The sequence below is a fragment of the Fibrobacter sp. UBA4297 genome (assembly GCF_002394865.1).
In the GTDB taxonomy this organism is placed as follows: domain Bacteria; phylum Fibrobacterota; class Fibrobacteria; order Fibrobacterales; family Fibrobacteraceae; genus Fibrobacter.
Genome location: NZ_DGUZ01000021.1, coordinates 200,819 through 216,859, shown reverse-complemented (window position 1 = coordinate 216,859; position 16,041 = coordinate 200,819). Strand labels below are relative to the sequence as shown.

Genomic DNA, 16,041 nt, shown 5'->3' with positions numbered 1-16,041 from the left:
TCCGGGATCAGTATTCTCTATTACTTAACCAGAATCCTTCCGTTCGGCGCAAAACCTTTGCCTTGCACTTTCACGATGTACTGCCCGGCTGCAATTCCGCTCAAGTTGATGCTTGCTTTTGTGCCGTTGATAGTGCGGCTCATCACCTGATTGCCCTGCATGTCGAAAATTACGACTCTTGCGTTGGCACTTGCGGCGTTTAAAACCGGTACGCTAATTTGCAAATTCTTGCCGATAACAGACAAACTTGCTGCAATGTTTTGCGAGCGTAACGAATTTTTGAATCCCGTTGTTGGCGGTGGGACGATTTCGTACTTGTCCCAGCCCGGCATGTCTTCGAGCGTCAAGGTGTATTCGTTGTTCATCACGATTTTCCAGCTTTCGGCATTGTTGTCGTTTGCCCAGCCTTCCATCGCATAGTCGCCATACCACGGCATAAACCAGCTCCAGTTGGCGCCATCGGCCTTCATTTCGTCGGGGTAGGGAACAGAACCGTTTTCGCTGAGCGTTACAATCTTTCTGCCACCGAATATTTCCTTGACTGTTTCAAAGCTGCCAATAAGGCTAGAGTGGTTGGATTCGCGCGGGTAGTAATAGTAGTCGCGACCGACAACATCCACGTATTCGTCGCCCGGGTACCAGTCGAGCGCATCGTTTGCTTCGTCGGTGGTCCAAACCCAAATCAAGTTGTGCAATCCTTTCTGATTCACGAAAATATCAAACATTAGCTTGTACAAAGCAACGCACGGTTTTGCGCCATCGGTACCCCACCAGAACCACTTTCCGCTAGCTTCGTGGAGCGGGCGCCAAAGAACGGCGACGCCTTCTTTTTGCAAAGTCAAGAGCGAGTCGGCAATCATTTCCATATCGCGGACCATTGCCTTGTATTCTGCACTTTCTGTTTTCCACTTGTTGGAGGCCTCATCGTAAGCCTTGGTAATGCTGAATTCCGTGAAAGGTGTGTTACCGCTAGATTCGGTGTAGAATGCTTCTACATCGTGCATCGGGTCTTTCCAATGCCAGTTGAATTGCGGAATGCCGCCTGCTTTCCAGATGGTCTTTGCCATTTCGAGTGAAGCGTGCGTGTAACCCTGATACCACAGCTGGTCAGAATTCTTGCCCGAGGCGTGCAAAAAGTCAAAACCCACGAGAACCACGTTCTTGCCGCTTGCCTTGTTGATGTAGCTGAGTTCGGTTTGTGTTTCGTAGTTTTGCGGGGTGTACTGACCGTTATTTTCGAACGGGCGTTCCGTCATGACGCCGCTAATCACGTGCTTGCCGAAGTTGTTGAGCAAAAAGTTGTAGAGTTTCTGTGCGCTTTCGGTAGGCTCCGGCGTGACAGGCTTCGGTGAAATGTTCCACGGGCTTGCTTCGTATTCCGTGAGCTCAATGTAGTCGAGGTTGACCCAGCCCCAGCTATGCACAATGCCGATTTTGTTTTCGCCTGCGGTGAGCTTGATTTTTCCCGCACCTTTGATGGTCTTGAAATCATCGGATGTGCCGAAAGAAATCTGCCCGGCAGAAATGTCGTTGACCGTCAAGTTCTGGATTTTGTTCCCGGAGGCTGTCGGCAATTGGTAATTGGCCCAAAGCGTGTAATAGCCTGTGGCGGTTACAGTCACCTTGAATTCCAGGTTGCCTTCTTTCATCTGGACGAACTTTCCACCCGATGCATTTGCATCTTCGGAAACGACGACTTTGTGATCATCGGCAAGGACGGCGTCTTCGGCTTCTAAGCGGATGGGGGTGGCTGCAAAAGCGGAGCCCGCAAGTGCTGCGACAGTTGCCGTAGCGACAAAATTTGTGTAATTAAAAGCCTTCATAAACATTCCATATCTCCACTTCTAAATCTATATTCTTGTGCCCTAAATTCAAAGGATTTTCGTCAAGTACTTGCATTGTCATGCCCGCCACCGAGCGGGCACCTCCATCTTGTGAACGCAAAAAAGCCCCGTTTTTCGCGGGACTCCTTTGCATTGTCATACCCGGCTGGAGTTTGCCCCAAACTGTTTTTTTTGGGGCTGGGCGCTTTTTTACTTGATTATCACGGGCTGCGTCGTGGTGATTCCAGCACCCTTCATGCGGATGATGTACTGGCCCTTCGGCATGTCGGCAAGGCTGAACACGTAATTGCCTGCGCCTAGCATTCCGTTAAAGAGGGTCGCGACGATTCTTCCGTTCATGCCGAATACGTCAACGCTGACTTGGCCCTTTGATTTTGTGTTGAGCATAATCTTGTCGCCGTTGACGGTGAACTTGGATGTAGCTGCGAACTTGCTCTTGGAAATGGAAGTCTTGCCATAAATGTAGTTTTCATCGAAGACAATCTTGATTTCCGGAATCATTTCTTCGGTGTTCTCGTAACCGCGCTTAAAGGCGTCGTATTTGTCGGTGTTGAAATCAAAAAGCGTCAAATCGCCAGCTTTGATATCGTCGTAAATCACCGTGCCGGTGTAGCCGGAGGCGTAGTTTGCAAATGTGATGCTAAGCGTCTTATTGCGGTCAGCATGTTCCGAAATATCGATGGAGCATGTGACTTTTTCGCCAGCCGGAACCTTGCAGCTGCCGCTCGTTTCGGTCCATGTCCAAGAATCCGTGAGCTTGAAAATCAAATAGAGGTCAGCGTCCGATGCGCCGTTGTTCTTGGCTGTCCAAGTGAAAGTTGTTGCGCCGGAGAGGTCCCAGCCGCCCTTGTTTTGGTATTCCACCTGGGCGTTATCTCCACCGTAAGTGACTGCCATCATGCCGTTTCCGCCGGAACCGCCTTCAATGTTCACGTCCTTGATCTTGATGCTTGCCTCTTCTTTTGCGGCGAGAGCAGTCATTGCCTTGAGCGCCGGATCAATCGTGTAGCTGTAGCCACCAAAGTTAGCTTCGGTCTTGTCGCCGATGTACTGCCAGGCGAGAGCGCCTGCGTAACCGCCGTCAAAAGCCTTGCGGTAGCATTCTTCCGTGGTAATCTGTGTCTTGGCAGCCATGCTTGCCGTATAGGTGTCGCCTGCCCAGCCGCTTGCCGGGAATTCGCCAATAATCATCGGCTTGCTGTCGTAGCTGTACTTTGTTGCCATTTGGGCCGCCGTATTCACGAACGGACTCACAGCATCGTTTTGCCAGTACGGGTAGTAATGTGTCTGGAAAAAGTCGAGCGTACCGTTTGCCTCGCCGCCCGCAGCGATAAGCGCTGCATCGTTCCAGTGCTTTTGATACTGGATGTTCACGCTACCTGTCGAAACGAGAAGTTCCGGGTTCGTCGTGTGAATTGCCGCTGCGACCTTGTTCGTAAACTTCTGGATTTTGGCAAGAGCCATCTTCTTGGTGGTCCAGCCGCTGCATTCGCTCGTCATGCCTTCCGGCTCGTTAAAGACTTCCCAAGTCATGAGCGCTTTGTGGTTGCCAATGGCTTTCACGACCGGAATCAAAACGTTGTCTATAAAAGCCTTCGTTCCTTCGTCTTCGAAAAGGAGCGTATTTGCCGTGATGTCAAGCTTTTCGTTGTAAAGACCCCACTGGTTCGGTTCCATCAAGTTGTGGCTGAAAAGGCACATCGAGACCATTACGCCGTATTCTTCGGCGATGTCCAAAGCCTTCTTCATGTTCGCAATAGTGTTTTCCTTAGGACCCGTGACCAAGTGTGTTTCTTCGTCAATAGTCGGGCTCTGGCTCATGTTGTTGAAAAGCCACCAGCGGATTGCGTTACCGCCTGCGGCTCGCGTGCCTTCCACTGCTTTGCGCCAAGCATTTTCGTCAAGCGGGGAGGCTCCTACGTCAGAGTTGTAGTCGCTCCAGGCGAGGTTTGTACCCGAGAAGAAAATCTTCTTGCCGTTGTATTGCAAATCGGTTCCGCTTACCGTGAGACCCGGGGCTGCAAATGCGGCCGTTCCGAGGAGCGATGTTACGAGCAAAGTCTTGAAGTTGATCATTGGGTATCCCTTGATATGTTTTTGCTGAAACTAAATAAAAAAGTTAAAATAAGCTATTTTAGAATCGCGGGAGTGTTGACAAAACCGTCAAAAATGTCCACACTCCAAACATCCAAACAACTATATTGAAAAATAGATTTGATAAAATAGAAGTCAATAAGCACTGTGAGAAAGTACAATATTTTCACGGAAATGTAAGATAAATAAACGTTTTATTTTGGCTGTTCGGGGCAAAAAGTGACGGAATGCACATGACAAGGAAAGGCGACCGCTTATGCGATCGCCTTTAGGTATTTGGCTTTTTTGTGTTATAATCTACTTGATGAGAACCTTCTGGGTGGCATTGAGTCCGGCGCCCTTCACGCGGATGATGTACTGACCCTTGTTGAGGTTCTGGAGGCTGAACGTGCGGCTGCCTGCGCTGAGGTTTCCGCGGTGGAGTGTAGCGATGCGCTTGCCGATCATGTTGAACACGTCGATGCTTGCGAAACCGGGAACGTTTGCGGTGAGCGAGAGGTTGCCGTTCTTGACGCTCATGCCAGCCTTCTTTGCGGCGGCAATCGGCTTGATGGCGTTCGGAGTGACCGGCGTACCGTCCTTATTGAAGAGTTCAATACTTGCGATGTGTCCCTTGCTCTGGTCTGCGGCGGTGAAGAGTTCGGTCTTCTTGTTGAATCCGTTGATGATGATGCCGTTGTCCGTGACCATGTTGTCGAAGAGGACGGTGCCTTCGAATCCGTTAGCGCCTGCCAAGATGAAGGTGACGGAGAAGAGGTTGTCGAGGTCCATCGGGTGTTCGACGCCTGCGTCATCGGTGTAAGTCTCGATAGCGAATTCGCAAGTAGCCTTGGCGCCGTCGTTGAGCCAGCAACCATCAGACGGGGACTGTTCCCAAGTCCAAGCCTTGTCCTTGGAACCGTCGCGGACGAATGCCATGCCGATCCAGATGCCGTTCATTTCGCCACCGGAACCCTTGTTTTCGATCGTGACGGCGATGCTCTTTGCACTGGTCAAGTTCGGAACCTTCTTGAATTCGATATTTGCGCCGCTATCGTTGATGGCCTTGTAGGTCACGCCCATGAGAAGGTCTACGTTTTCAGAATTTGCCTTGGCAGTATCTGCACCGAACTTGGCGTTCTGCGTAGAAGTCGGGCAAGCGTTAGTTGCTGCGGCTGCTTCGTTGTAGTTGTCCCAACCTGGCATTTCGTCGAGGGTGATGATGCGTTCGTCAGCGAGATTCTTCTGCCATACGCTTGCTGCGGTCTGGCTTACAAAACCTCCGGACCAGGATTCGTACCACGGCATCCACCAGCTCCAGGTTGCGCCATCCTCGTACATCTTGTCGACGTCAGGAATCGGGCCGTTTTCGCTGAGGGTGATAATCTTGTTGGTGCCAGCCTTGTTCGTGAGGTCGATGAATGCGGAGCTGTTGCTCTGGTGATCGTTGGCTGCATTGTAAATGTCGACGCTCAAAATGTCATAGTAGGTTTCGCCCGGAGTCCAGGACATTGTAGCGGCGTCCTTCGGGTTGAAGTCCCAAATGAGGTTGTTCACGCCGTTCGTGAAGACCATGCGTTCGTAGAGCAACTGGTAGAGTGCGGCGAACTGCTTGCCTGTGTGGGTGCTCCACCAGAACCAGTTACCACCGGATTCATGGAGCGGGCGGAAGATGGCTGCAACGCCTTCTTTCTGGAGGTCAAGGAAAATCTTGGAAACGAGGTCAATGTCTGCGACGATTGCCTTGTAAGCCGTAGAGAGCGTATCCCAAGTGGTTGTGCCTGTGACGAATGCTTCGGTAAAGTCGAATTCGGTGTAGGTGTCGTGAGCACCCTTGACGTAGAATTCCACTTCGTCTCCCGGACGCCAATGCCATGTGAATGCCGGAATGCCGCCCTTCTTCCAGGTGCTCTTGGCGATATCGATTGCCTTTTCGGTGTATTCCTGGAACCAGCCGTCGTTCTTGTTAGCGCCGGTGGCGTTCATGAGGTCGGTGCCGATGAGTGCCGGGTACTTGCCGCCAGCCTTGAATACCGCCTGAACGTCTTCGTGCTGGGTGGCGTCTCCCTTGGTGTAGGCGTCCATGTTGCCGGTCATCACGCCAGAAATGGTCTTCTTGCCAAAGTTATTGACGAGGAAGTTGTAGAGCTTGACGGCGGACGGGGTTGCCGTTTTTGTGATTGGAGTGTTGCAGAGGTTGAATGCCTTGGCTTCGTATCCCTTGACTTCTATGTAGTCGAGGTCGATCCAGCCCCAGCTATTGGTGATGGCGATGGTGTTTTCGCCGGCTGCGAGGTTCATGACCGTTTCAACGTCGGCAAATTTGCCCTTGTCGGTCACGTCGAATGTCACCGCAGAGGAGGCTCCGCCAACTTCGACGTTGTTAATCTTGGATCCACCATAATTGTTCATGTAGTGGAGAACGATGGTGTATTTGCCTGCTTTCTCGACGGTCACCTTGGAAAAAGTGATGTCACCGCCGTTCATCTTGACGTATTTGCCGCCAGAAGCTGCGGTGTTTGTGGCGACAGCTGCGTCTTTTGTAAGTGTAGCGTCTTCCGCTTCATACGGGGCCGCAAAGACGGAATAGGCTGCGGACAGTCCGAAAGCGAGGAATACTTTTTTGAAATCCATGTTCACTCCTTAAATTCTTTGTTCTCAAAATATAATGAAAAAATCGAAAATGCAAGAGCATTTTCGATTGAAAGGAAAAAATATGTTTACAGACACTTTTTAAATGCCAAATTAGCCTTTTTTAGCACTTTTGGAACTTTGCCCCAAAAATGAATGTACGGCTTTCGCCTGGCTTAATCACAATTAAATCGCGGTGATGGTTTAAAGTATCGGGTTCCGCGGTCATTGGCTCGATTGCGATGCTCATATGGTCAGGCGGTGTGTAAATTTGGATCGCATTATATTGCTTGTCGCCTGCTTTTTGCCAAATTTGGAGCGATTTGGCATCACTTTTCAGTTCTACAATCGCTAAAATGTTCTCAAAATTTTTCTTGTTTTTGCTTACAAAGGTGTTTTCACCCTGATTCAGGCAGAAACAGTCGTTGATGAACTCGTCGTTGATGAGCCTGCCGCCCACGAAACGGGTATCCGGCTTGAATTCACCTGTCGGGATGTCGGCCTTGTCGAGAATTGCGAGATTCGATTCCGGGAGAGTCATTTGGAGACCGTTGATTTTTTCGCCGAGCGTGTAATAGGGGTGCCAGCCTTCGGAGTAGGGGAGGTCCTTGGGGCCGATGTTCGTGACGGTCGATTCGACGGTGTAGCTTTCGCCTGTGAACGTAATCTTGTTGATGGCACGGAAGGGGAACGGGAATCCTGTAAATGCACCCGGCCAGTCGATTCCGAGTGTTGCAACGCATTTTTCGCTATCGCTTTCGAAGCTCAGGAGGTTCCATTCCTTGTTCTGCAAAAAGCCGTGGAGGGCGTGCGGTGCCCAGCTCACATTGTTGACGAGCTGGTAGTCATTGCCGTTCCAGTTGAATTTGGCGTAGGCTACGCGTCCCGGAAACGGGGCGAGTCTGCAACCCGCGTTTGTGTCGGGACCCATCTTGAAAATGTCGTCGCCTTCGCGGTAGCCGAAAAGGAGGTCTTGGAGCTTGCCGCTATTGTCGGGGATGCGCCAGGCGTTGAGGCCTGCGCCGTAACCGCTCAAAATTTCAAATTCAGCGCCGTCGTCACGCTGCAAAACAAAGCACTGCACAGTGCCCAAAGGACGGGAAATAAGTTTAAACTTGGTCATTGGTTGTTCGTCATTGGTCAATAGTTGTTCGTTGCTAGAGAATTTAGTAATTAGACGAGAGAACGCTCAACGTTCGCAGGCTCGCTACAGACGAGAGACGAAAGAATGTGGGGCAATCTAGAAAACGCAGTCTGGGAGTTGTTGGCTTAATTTGTATAAATTTCTGCATTTTTCTCTTGATTTTGATTTTTTGACGTTTTTTACGTCAAAATGATGGAAAATTTTCGTTTTTTGACGTAAAATTTTATACAAATTAACTATTTTTGGCTGAAAAAGCCCGATTTTGGTGGCGCCAGGCTGCTTTTTCCTTCAAAAAATTGCCTGTTTCGTCAGTTTTTTGAAAAATTTGCCTCTAATATTTCGCAAATTTCTCAAAATGTTACAGACAACGTTGAAATTTTACGTCAATTTATTTTAATATTCACCATTTTTGACGTAAATTTTGACCTTTTTTCGATTTCACTCCTTTTTAGATTGCTGAACTCAAAGTTCTGCCGACTGCGGTAAAATCGCGATTATTATCTAACGACCAAAGACTAATGACCAATGACTAACTGCTAATTACTATCTTTTTCTTCATGGATTCTCAGACGATTGTTGCTCCGATGACGCCTGCGGGCGTGAGTGCCGTTGCCGCTATCCGCGTGAGCGGCTCGAAGGTGCGCGAAGTGGTGCGCCTCTTGTTTGGCGAATCGGCAATCAAGAATTTGAAGCCTCGCGAAGCTAAACTTGCGACCGCTAGGGATTACCGTACGATGGTCGGCGAAGACCGCGCAACAGCATTGGTCATCGATAGCCTCCTCTACATCTTTTTTGAAGGTCCGAATTCCTATACCGGCGAAGACGTGCTGGAACTTTACCCGCACGGAAACCCGATTATCGTCCGTGAACTGATTCAGGTTATCAAGAGCGTCGATGGCGTGCGCTTGGCAGAACCGGGTGAATACACGCGCCGTGCTTTCTTGAACGGCCGTATGGACTTGGTACAGGCGGAATCTGTGGCGGATGTCATCCACAGCGCAAACCGAGACGAACTCAAGAACGCCCATCGCTTGCTTGGCGGTGCGCTCTCGAAAAAAGTCAAGACGCTCACGGAGCAGGTCATGGACATTTCGGCGCGCCTCGAACTGGACGTCGATTTCTCCGAAGAAGAAGCCGACCCGGATTATGCGACTTGGGGCGTGAAAATTTCTGCGATTCGCGAAAGCGTAGAATCCATCTTGAAAAGTTTTAAGGGCAAGGCGGCGGTCAGCCGTTTGCCGCTCGCAGTTCTGTACGGCGCTCCGAATGCGGGCAAGTCTAGCCTTGTCAATGCGCTCCTCGGCGAAGACCGTATTCTCGTGAGCAGCATCCCTGGCACGACCCGCGACTTTGTCGAAGTCCGCTTGTTTTTAGATGGTGGCGAAATCCGCCTTGTCGATACTGCCGGTATCGCAGACAAGGCGACCGACGCTCTCGATGCACTAAGCATGGAAAAGAGCAAGGAAATCCTCGCCGAAGCGGACATGAAGATTCTCGTGGTGGACGGAAGTTTAGGCGAAAGGCTAGAGACGAAAGACGAAAGAGGCGAATGCTGCGGGGATGCTTGTGTACCCATAGCTGAGCCGACAGGTCTTGGCACGAAGTGCAAAGACGAAAGTTGCGCATCTTGTCATCCTGAGCGAAACGAAGTGGAGTCGAAGGATCTCCATCCGGATTTTGTCGTCATTTCGAAGAGTGATTTATTAGACGAAAGACGAGTGACGAGAGACGAAAGAGGCGAGAGCATTCGCATTTCCTCCAAAACTGGTGAGGGCCTTGCGGATCTCAAGCGCGCCATGAACGCCGCCCTTTTCAAAAAAACAGAAAATTCCGAAGACCTCTGGATTACGAGCGAGCGCGAAAAGACCTGCCTCGAAGAAGCTCTTGCGGGCATCGACCGTGCGCTGAACCTTATCCGCACGAATCCGGCGGTGGAACTTTTGGCTTTCGAAATGCAACTGGTGCGCCGTTCGCTCCAGAGCATAACGGGCGAAATCTCGTCCGAAGACGTTTTACAACAAATATTTGCGGGGTTCTGCATTGGGAAATAGTTACGTTGGTCTCGTCCTTGCCGTCTTTGCGTTCGGCACTTACATGGTCCCTCTCAAGGCTTGGTCCAAGTTTTCGTCATGGGCATACCTCTCTTGCATGGCCTTGGGCATGTTCATCGGCCAGCTTTGCATTTCGTTTGCGACGGACTCGTTCCGCTTCTTGCCGGTCGGTATCCTTTGCGGATTCCTTTGGGTTTGCGCAGGCGCGTTCTGCTTCTGGGCGGTCAAGGCTGAACAGGACTTGACTGGTGCTGGTGTGCGCTCAATGGGCGTGAGTATCCTTGCCTCGTTTGTGACGGGCGTGCTCATTTTCTCGGAATCGACCTTGCTTTATTTCTCGATCCCGGCAATCCTTCTTTTGCTTTTTGGCCTAAGTAGGCTAGCTCCTCCTCAGGGCAATGTCTTTAGAAATTGGCGCTCGCTTTTGGGCGGTCTCATCTTTGGGCTCTTCCTCATTCCTTACAAGTTTGCAGAAGTCCCTATACTCGAGTTCATGAGTTCTTTTTCGTTAGGCATTTTTATTTCTGCAGAACTCTTGGTTGCAATTTTGAGTATAAAGCGCCGTGCTCTTTTTGAATATGGCCTTGCGCCGTCTGTGACGTCTATGTTTATGGGTGTCCTCTGGGTCATTGGGCAACATGGCTGTTTTTGGGCGATTGATTCAAACGGAGCCTTGGGCTATGCCGTTGGCTATCCGCTTACGCAGTTAAACCTTTTGGTGAACTTGCTTTGGGGGGTGGTTGTTTTCCACGAGTACCCGACAAAACCGGAGCGAATTAAGCTTGCTATAGCGGTTTCTGTCATTATTTGCGGTGGCGCCTTGCTTGCGCTATCTAAAATGTAACGCGCTGTAACTTTTTGTTGCCGTTGTGGGTGCCCGTTGGCGTTCTGTCAACGAAAAACTTGTAAAAAACATCTTGCTTTTTTGCAATTCCCTCATTCATTGTATATGTTTATGGTATGAGATGGTGGAAGTGTTTTTTGATTGGGTCGTTGGCCGGTGCAGCATCTGCATGGGCTGTAAAAGCAGCACCTTTTTTAATCAGTTCAACGCAGCCGGATGGCTCTGTCGTGCAGATTCGAAAGGTCGGTAACGAGCATTTTAACTATACCCTTACGGGTGAAGATAGCGTGCTTGTAGTTCGCGATTCCGCGGGTTACTGGAACTATGCCGATGAAGATGGAAAAAAGACTGGCATGAGGGTCCATGCTAAGTCGAAACGCGGCAAAAAAGAACATGACTTCCTTAAAAAACGCAATTCTCGCCAAATTCTCGACAAATTCCGCGAAAATCGTCTGAAAAAGCTCCAGGAAAAGCGTGAACAGGAGGCTTCTAGACCCATGATGCTTCAGTCTTCTACAGATGATCCGCAAATGGCTAATGAATGGGGCGGCTGGGGTGGCTGGGGCGGTTGGACCGAACCGCCTTCTAATACAGGCTCTCCGATGCGGCCTGCCTTGAATTCCGTCCGCAAAGAAGGTGACGTTCGTGGACTTGTCATTCTAGTGCAGTTTAGCGACATCAAGTTCAAGAGGGACAACGCCAACGAAGAATACCTGAACTACTTGAATCAGGAAGGTTATTCCAATTACAACATGAGCGGGAGCGTTAGAGATTTCTTTATCGTAAACTCGAACGGAAAGTACCGCCCGACCTTTGATGTCGTTGGCCCGATAACGCTTAAGGGGAACCGTGATTCGTATGGAGCGCTTGTTGATTCTCGCAATATGGCTACGGGCGCGGTTTATGCCGTAAGCGAAGCGATGGACAAGCTTGTTGCCGAAAACTTTGATTTTACGCCGTATGATAGCGATAACGACAGAGTTGTAGATTTTGTCTACATGATTTATGCTGGAGTGGGTTCGGCAGATACGGATGTGCAGTCTGCGATTTGGCCGCATTCCTATAATGTCCAGAAGCGCCTTACCCGTAACATGTCCATGAACCGTTATGCCTGTTCCCCTGAAATTGATGGCCAAGCCTACATGTATCGCAAGACTACGGATGCACTGAACGGCATAGGGACTTTTTGCCATGAGTTTAGCCATGTGCTTGGCCTTCAGGACCATTACGATGTGACCGTAAACGAAACTGGGAAAAAAGTTCGCTACACGCCGGGGCCGTGGGATTTGATGGATGCTGGTTCCTATAACTGTCCGCAGAACTACAACAGGACCACATCGTGCTCGCCTGCGAATTTGTCTATATTTGAAAAGTTTAGCTTGGGCTGGCTTGAACCGCGCCGTCTGGAAATTTCGGATACGACTTTTGTTCTGAAAAAAGTCCTGGAAAACGATGGCCTTGTATTGACTTCGAGTAACGATAAAGAATATTACATGCTCGATTTCCGTATGCGGGAAGGCTTTGATAAAGGACTTCCGAATCAGGGCTTGCTCATTTGGCATATCAATTACGATCAATATGCCTGGTCTTATAACAATGTCAATTCGTCCGATCCGATGCGAGTGGACTTGATTGAAGCCGATGGGCGTGCGGACGCTTACACGGTTACTTACGATGCGTTCCCGTCAAATCGCGTCAATGGATTTAATGGCTTTGTGACTTGGAGCGGCGATAGCCTTGGACTTGAAATTTACGATATCAAGATTGTTGATGACCATGTAGAATTTAAAACGCGCGGAAACCGAGTCTCTCCGGTGTCTTCGTCAAGTTCTGCAAAGTCCTCGTCCAGCTCCGCTAAGTCTTCATCGAGTTCGTTGAAAACCTCATCGAGTTCTGCGAAATCGTCGTCCAGCTCAGCTAAGTCTTCTTCGAGTGAGACTGAATCGGCTTCTAGCAATACCCCAATACAGGGGACATCGAGCAGTTCAGAATCCGGTGCAAGCGCGTTTGGTGAAAAGAGTTCTTCGAGTGCTGCTGATATCCAAAACAGTTCTTCGTCTGAAGGTTTTATGGAATTGACAAAGCCGGTATTTGCCTCCTCCGTGAAATTCTTTGTAAAGAATAAGGTTCTGAGGATTGAAGCTAAATTGAATGGCAATAAGACTGTTCGCCTGTTTGATGCCAATGGAGCCCTTCTGATGACAAAGGCTTTTGATGGCGAATCCTGCGAAATTCACATGGACGCATTGTTGAAAAATTCGCTAGTCTTTGCAACACTGGAACGTGGCGGAAGGCTTGTGAAATCGTACAAAGTTCGCGTGAACTAAAAATTGGGGCGAAAGCCCCTTTTTTTGTAATATGCCATCTCCGCTATGGCAAAATGTCATCCCCGCCTCGAGCGGGGATCTCCTTTTTATAGAAAATATCTAAATTGTTCAACATGAGAAAGATTTTCGCTAGAATTGCTATGAGCTGCGCGCTTGTCCCGGCACTGTTGGCGGGGACGTCTAAGGCCGCAGTAAACTTGCCCGTGCATAAGGAAGTCCTTGACAATGGACTCACGGTGCTTTTGTATCCGAACAAGCAAGCTCCGACGGTGAGCTTCCGCCTGTTTTATGTGACGGGTTCCGTTCATGAAGTTCCCGGCAAGTCTGGGCTTGCGCACATCTTGGAACACGAACTTTTCAAGGGTACGAAAAAAGTCGGCATTATGGACAGTGTTGCAGATGCCCGGTTTATAGAAAAGCAGGATTCCTTGCAGGCGTTAATTCGTCCGACAAAAATTGCCGGTGATACGGCCCTCCTGAAAAAACTTACGGCCGAACACGATTCCGTGTTGAACGAACACCGCAAGATTTTTGTCAAGGACGAACTGTGGGGCGCCTACCAGGCTGCTGGCGGAACTGGACTCAACGCCTTTACGAGCGATCTGCTCACGGCGTATACGGTGACGCTTCCGAAGAATAAGATAGAACTCTTTATGTGGCTGGAATCGGACCGCATGCAGAATGCCGTTTTGCGCGAGTTCTATTCGGAACGATCTGTGGTGCGCGAAGAGCGCCGCATGCGTTATGACGACCGTCCGACAGGCCGCTTTTACGAGACTCTCAATTCCATGATTTACGAGGCGTTCCCGTACCGCGTGCCGACAATTGGCTGGCCTAGTGATATCGAAAACCTGACTCGCGAACAGGCTGACGAACATTATCGCAAGTATTACAAGCCTCGCAATGCTATTCTCGTCATGGCCGGTGACTTGGATACGCTTGAGACGATGTCTCTTGTGAAAAAGTATTTTGGCCCTATACCGACTGGCGATGCGTTCTCTCCGCTTACGGTTCGCGATCCGGAGCAGGCCGGTGAAAAGCGTTTGGTCGTAAAGCGCAAAGATGCCCCGAATCTGTATACGCTTGTGTTTAAGACTCCCGCAGTGGGGGATAGCACGCTTTACGCTCTAGATATTGCTGAGGGCGTATTAAATGGTCGCTCGGGCAGGCTTTATAAACGTCTTGTTGAAGAGGAAAAGCTCGCCGTCGGTGTCAGTGCAAGCAACAGCCCGAACAAGTATGTTTCTGAATTCTCCGTCCGCGTGAATTTGCGACCGGATGCCAACCGTGAAAAAGTTGAAAAAATTGTTTGGGAAGAACTTGAAAAACTCAAGAATGAACAGGTCAGCGAACGCGAATTCCAGAAGGTCAAGAACCGCGCGTATGCAGGACTCGTCCGTAGTTTGACGGATATGGAAAATGTTGCGACGATGCTAGGCTGGTATGAAGTCTATGGCGATTACCGCATCTTCCTCAACTGGGCCGATAATTTGGACAAAGTCAATGTCCGTGATGTGCAAAACGTTGCAAAGAAGACGTTTATCCGTGATAAGTCTGTAGCCGGTTTCTTGGTGAAAGAATAATAATCGTACTGATAAAAAAATCCAGACACTGTCTGGATTTTTTTACTCTTCAGATTTCAATTGATGGTCGGTCAATGGTTGTTGACCTATGACGTTGACTATTTGAACCTCATGAACTTGTAAAGCATTTTCGCAGAGGAAACAGGCGTTTGCAAGAAGGCGCGCTTTTTGCAGCCGTGCTTCGCGAAGTTCTGGAGAACCTTGTAGAGTTCCGTCTGTTCGTCCTTGTTCACGTTAAGGAGAAATCTGCGGAACTTGTATTCAAAGTCGTGCATGCGACCAAAGTAATCGTAGCAGCGCTTTTCGTACGTCTTGAGGAATTCCTTGCTCAAGTTACCGCATTCGAGGCCCTCGTGGACGGTCTGGGCGCAGAACCGTCCAGCACGCATGGCGGCCGCGATGCCGCCACCGGTAAGCGGGTTTGTGTGATGGGCGGCGTCGCCAACGAGGGCAAAGCGGTCCAGCGTGTAATCTTTCAGAACGCTCGAAACTGGAATGACGCCTCCGACAACGTGATTGATTTGCGCTCCCGGGAAGAGCTTGTAGAGCCATTCCATCGTGATGTCCAAGACGTTTGAGCCGTGGTTGTTCGAAATCAGGAATCCTGCGCCGAAGTTCGTGACGTTAGATTTGACCTTCGGGAAACTCCAGATGTAACCGTCATTGATAAAGTCGTGACCTTGCCAGAACGTGAGGTAGTCCGGCTTGGTGAGGATGCCTTGCACCTGGATATCGACACCGGTGCAGGTGAATGCAGGCTTCTGGAGGCAATCGAGTCCGACTTGGCGACCGATGCGGCTTTCGACACCGTCTGCGGCAATGACCATCTTGGCGCGGACTTCTTCGGTCGATTCACCGGCGCCTTCGCCGAGCTTTACGCGCACGAGACGGGTTCCACTTTCGACATCTCCGACAAATTCTGCACGGGCGCGAGTGACGACTTCTACGCCGTCGTTTGCGGCGAGGTGGGCGAGCCACGGGTCGAACTTTTCGCGGTTGAGCATGATGCCCGTGCCCTTTTGCGAAAGGTCGATGTTCACGCCGTTCGGGCCGTAAATATAAAGTCCGTTGATAATCGTTTCGATGCAGTCTTCGTCAATCGGGCCGTAAGTCTGCAAGTCCGAAAGCTTGGTGCTCGCTTCGCCGCAGCGCACAGGGTAGCCAATCTTCTCGCGCTTTTCGAGAAGGAGAACTTTGTGGCCCGCACGGGAAAGATTCCTGGCGGCAACGCTTCCGCCGGGACCTGCGCCAATGACGACGACATCGTATTCGCTATTACAGAACATCGTTCAACTCCTGGATCTTGAGGGCGCCTGCGGGGCATGCTCTTGTGCAGAGACCGCACTTGATGCACTTTTCCTGATCGATTTGCAAATCTAGACCGTACATGTCTAGCGCCATCTTGGGACACACGCCGACGCAACCGGCGCATTCCAGGCAAACACCTCTGTTGTGAACGAGAACTTTCATAAGTGGGAATATATAAAAATAGTTATTAGTTATTAGTTACTAGTTACTAGAAAAAATCGTATTTCGCAAAAAAA

10 protein-coding genes are annotated in these 16,041 nt (G+C 50.0%); 4 read left to right on the top strand and 6 right to left on the bottom strand.

The genetic code is table 11. From position 1 onward, the window contains the following. Positions 1-20: 20 nt before the first annotated feature. The 4 genes from B3A20_RS12920 to B3A20_RS12905 form a co-directional block, all read right to left on the bottom strand. A complete protein-coding gene (locus B3A20_RS12920) occupies positions 21-1,823 on the bottom strand; it encodes a glycosyl hydrolase (RefSeq protein ID WP_290765553.1) in 1,803 nt (600 codons plus the stop codon). A 210-nt stretch (positions 1,824-2,033) separates the two neighbouring features. Then, positions 2,034-3,920, bottom strand: coding sequence for a T9SS type A sorting domain-containing protein (locus B3A20_RS12915; RefSeq protein WP_290765551.1), 1,887 nt, complete (start codon positions 3,918-3,920; stop codon positions 2,034-2,036). Between the two features lie 315 nt (positions 3,921-4,235). Then, complete coding sequence (locus B3A20_RS12910) at positions 4,236-6,551, bottom strand: glycosyl hydrolase (protein WP_290765549.1); 2,316 nt, start codon at positions 6,549-6,551, stop codon at positions 4,236-4,238. Between the two features lie 121 nt (positions 6,552-6,672). Beyond that, positions 6,673-7,671 carry an aldose 1-epimerase gene (locus tag B3A20_RS12905; protein ID WP_290765547.1) on the bottom strand — a complete coding sequence of 333 codons (999 nt, stop codon included), beginning with the start codon at positions 7,669-7,671 and terminating at the stop codon, positions 6,673-6,675. Positions 7,672-8,249: 578 nt separating this feature from the next. Here B3A20_RS12905 and B3A20_RS12900 point away from each other — a divergent pair. The 4 genes from B3A20_RS12900 to B3A20_RS12885 all read left to right on the top strand — a co-directional run bounded on the left by B3A20_RS12900 (position 8,250) and on the right by B3A20_RS12885 (position 14,497). Further along, complete coding sequence (locus B3A20_RS12900; protein WP_290765545.1) at positions 8,250-9,743, top strand: tRNA modification GTPase; 1,494 nt, start codon at positions 8,250-8,252, stop codon at positions 9,741-9,743. Then, on the top strand, positions 9,733-10,587 hold the full coding sequence (locus B3A20_RS12895; RefSeq protein WP_290765543.1) for a GRP family sugar transporter: 855 nt from the start codon (positions 9,733-9,735) through the stop codon (positions 10,585-10,587). Before B3A20_RS12900 ends, B3A20_RS12895 begins: the two co-directional genes overlap by 11 nt. Before the next feature lie 137 nt (positions 10,588-10,724). Then, entirely contained in the window at positions 10,725-12,914 is a 2,190-nt protein-coding gene (locus tag B3A20_RS12890; RefSeq protein WP_290765541.1) for a M6 family metalloprotease domain-containing protein, read from the top strand. A 140-nt stretch (positions 12,915-13,054) separates the two neighbouring features. Further along, positions 13,055-14,497: a M16 family metallopeptidase gene (locus B3A20_RS12885; protein ID WP_290765538.1), complete on the top strand. Its 1,443-nt coding sequence runs from the start codon at positions 13,055-13,057 to the stop codon at positions 14,495-14,497. 98 nt (positions 14,498-14,595) lie between these two features. On the opposite strand, the gene B3A20_RS12880 is transcribed toward B3A20_RS12885, so the two are convergent. Both B3A20_RS12880 and B3A20_RS12875 read right to left on the bottom strand, forming a co-directional pair. Further along, a complete protein-coding gene (locus B3A20_RS12880; RefSeq protein WP_290765535.1) occupies positions 14,596-15,783 on the bottom strand; it encodes an NAD(P)/FAD-dependent oxidoreductase in 1,188 nt (395 codons plus the stop codon). Continuing rightward, positions 15,773-15,967 carry a 4Fe-4S dicluster domain-containing protein gene (locus B3A20_RS12875; protein WP_014546771.1) on the bottom strand — a complete coding sequence of 65 codons (195 nt, stop codon included), beginning with the start codon at positions 15,965-15,967 and terminating at the stop codon, positions 15,773-15,775. The genes B3A20_RS12880 and B3A20_RS12875 overlap by 11 nt, the downstream gene beginning before the upstream one ends. Positions 15,968-16,041: the final 74 nt, after the last annotated feature.

Coding starts and splice junctions, on each gene's coding strand:
- B3A20_RS12920 (WP_290765553.1), bottom strand. CDS start 1,823: ATGAAGGCTTTTAATTACACAAATTTTGTCGCTACGGCAACTGTCGCA.
- B3A20_RS12915 (WP_290765551.1), bottom strand. CDS start 3,920: ATGATCAACTTCAAGACTTTGCTCGTAACATCGCTCCTCGGAACGGCC.
- B3A20_RS12910 (WP_290765549.1), bottom strand. CDS start 6,551: ATGGATTTCAAAAAAGTATTCCTCGCTTTCGGACTGTCCGCAGCCTAT.
- B3A20_RS12905 (WP_290765547.1), bottom strand. CDS start 7,671: ATGACCAAGTTTAAACTTATTTCCCGTCCTTTGGGCACTGTGCAGTGC.
- B3A20_RS12900 (WP_290765545.1), top strand. CDS start 8,250: ATGGATTCTCAGACGATTGTTGCTCCGATGACGCCTGCGGGCGTGAGT.
- B3A20_RS12885 (WP_290765538.1), top strand. CDS start 13,055: ATGAGCTGCGCGCTTGTCCCGGCACTGTTGGCGGGGACGTCTAAGGCC.
- B3A20_RS12880 (WP_290765535.1), bottom strand. CDS start 15,783: ATGTTCTGTAATAGCGAATACGATGTCGTCGTCATTGGCGCAGGTCCC.
- B3A20_RS12875 (WP_014546771.1), bottom strand. CDS start 15,967: ATGAAAGTTCTCGTTCACAACAGAGGTGTTTGCCTGGAATGCGCCGGT.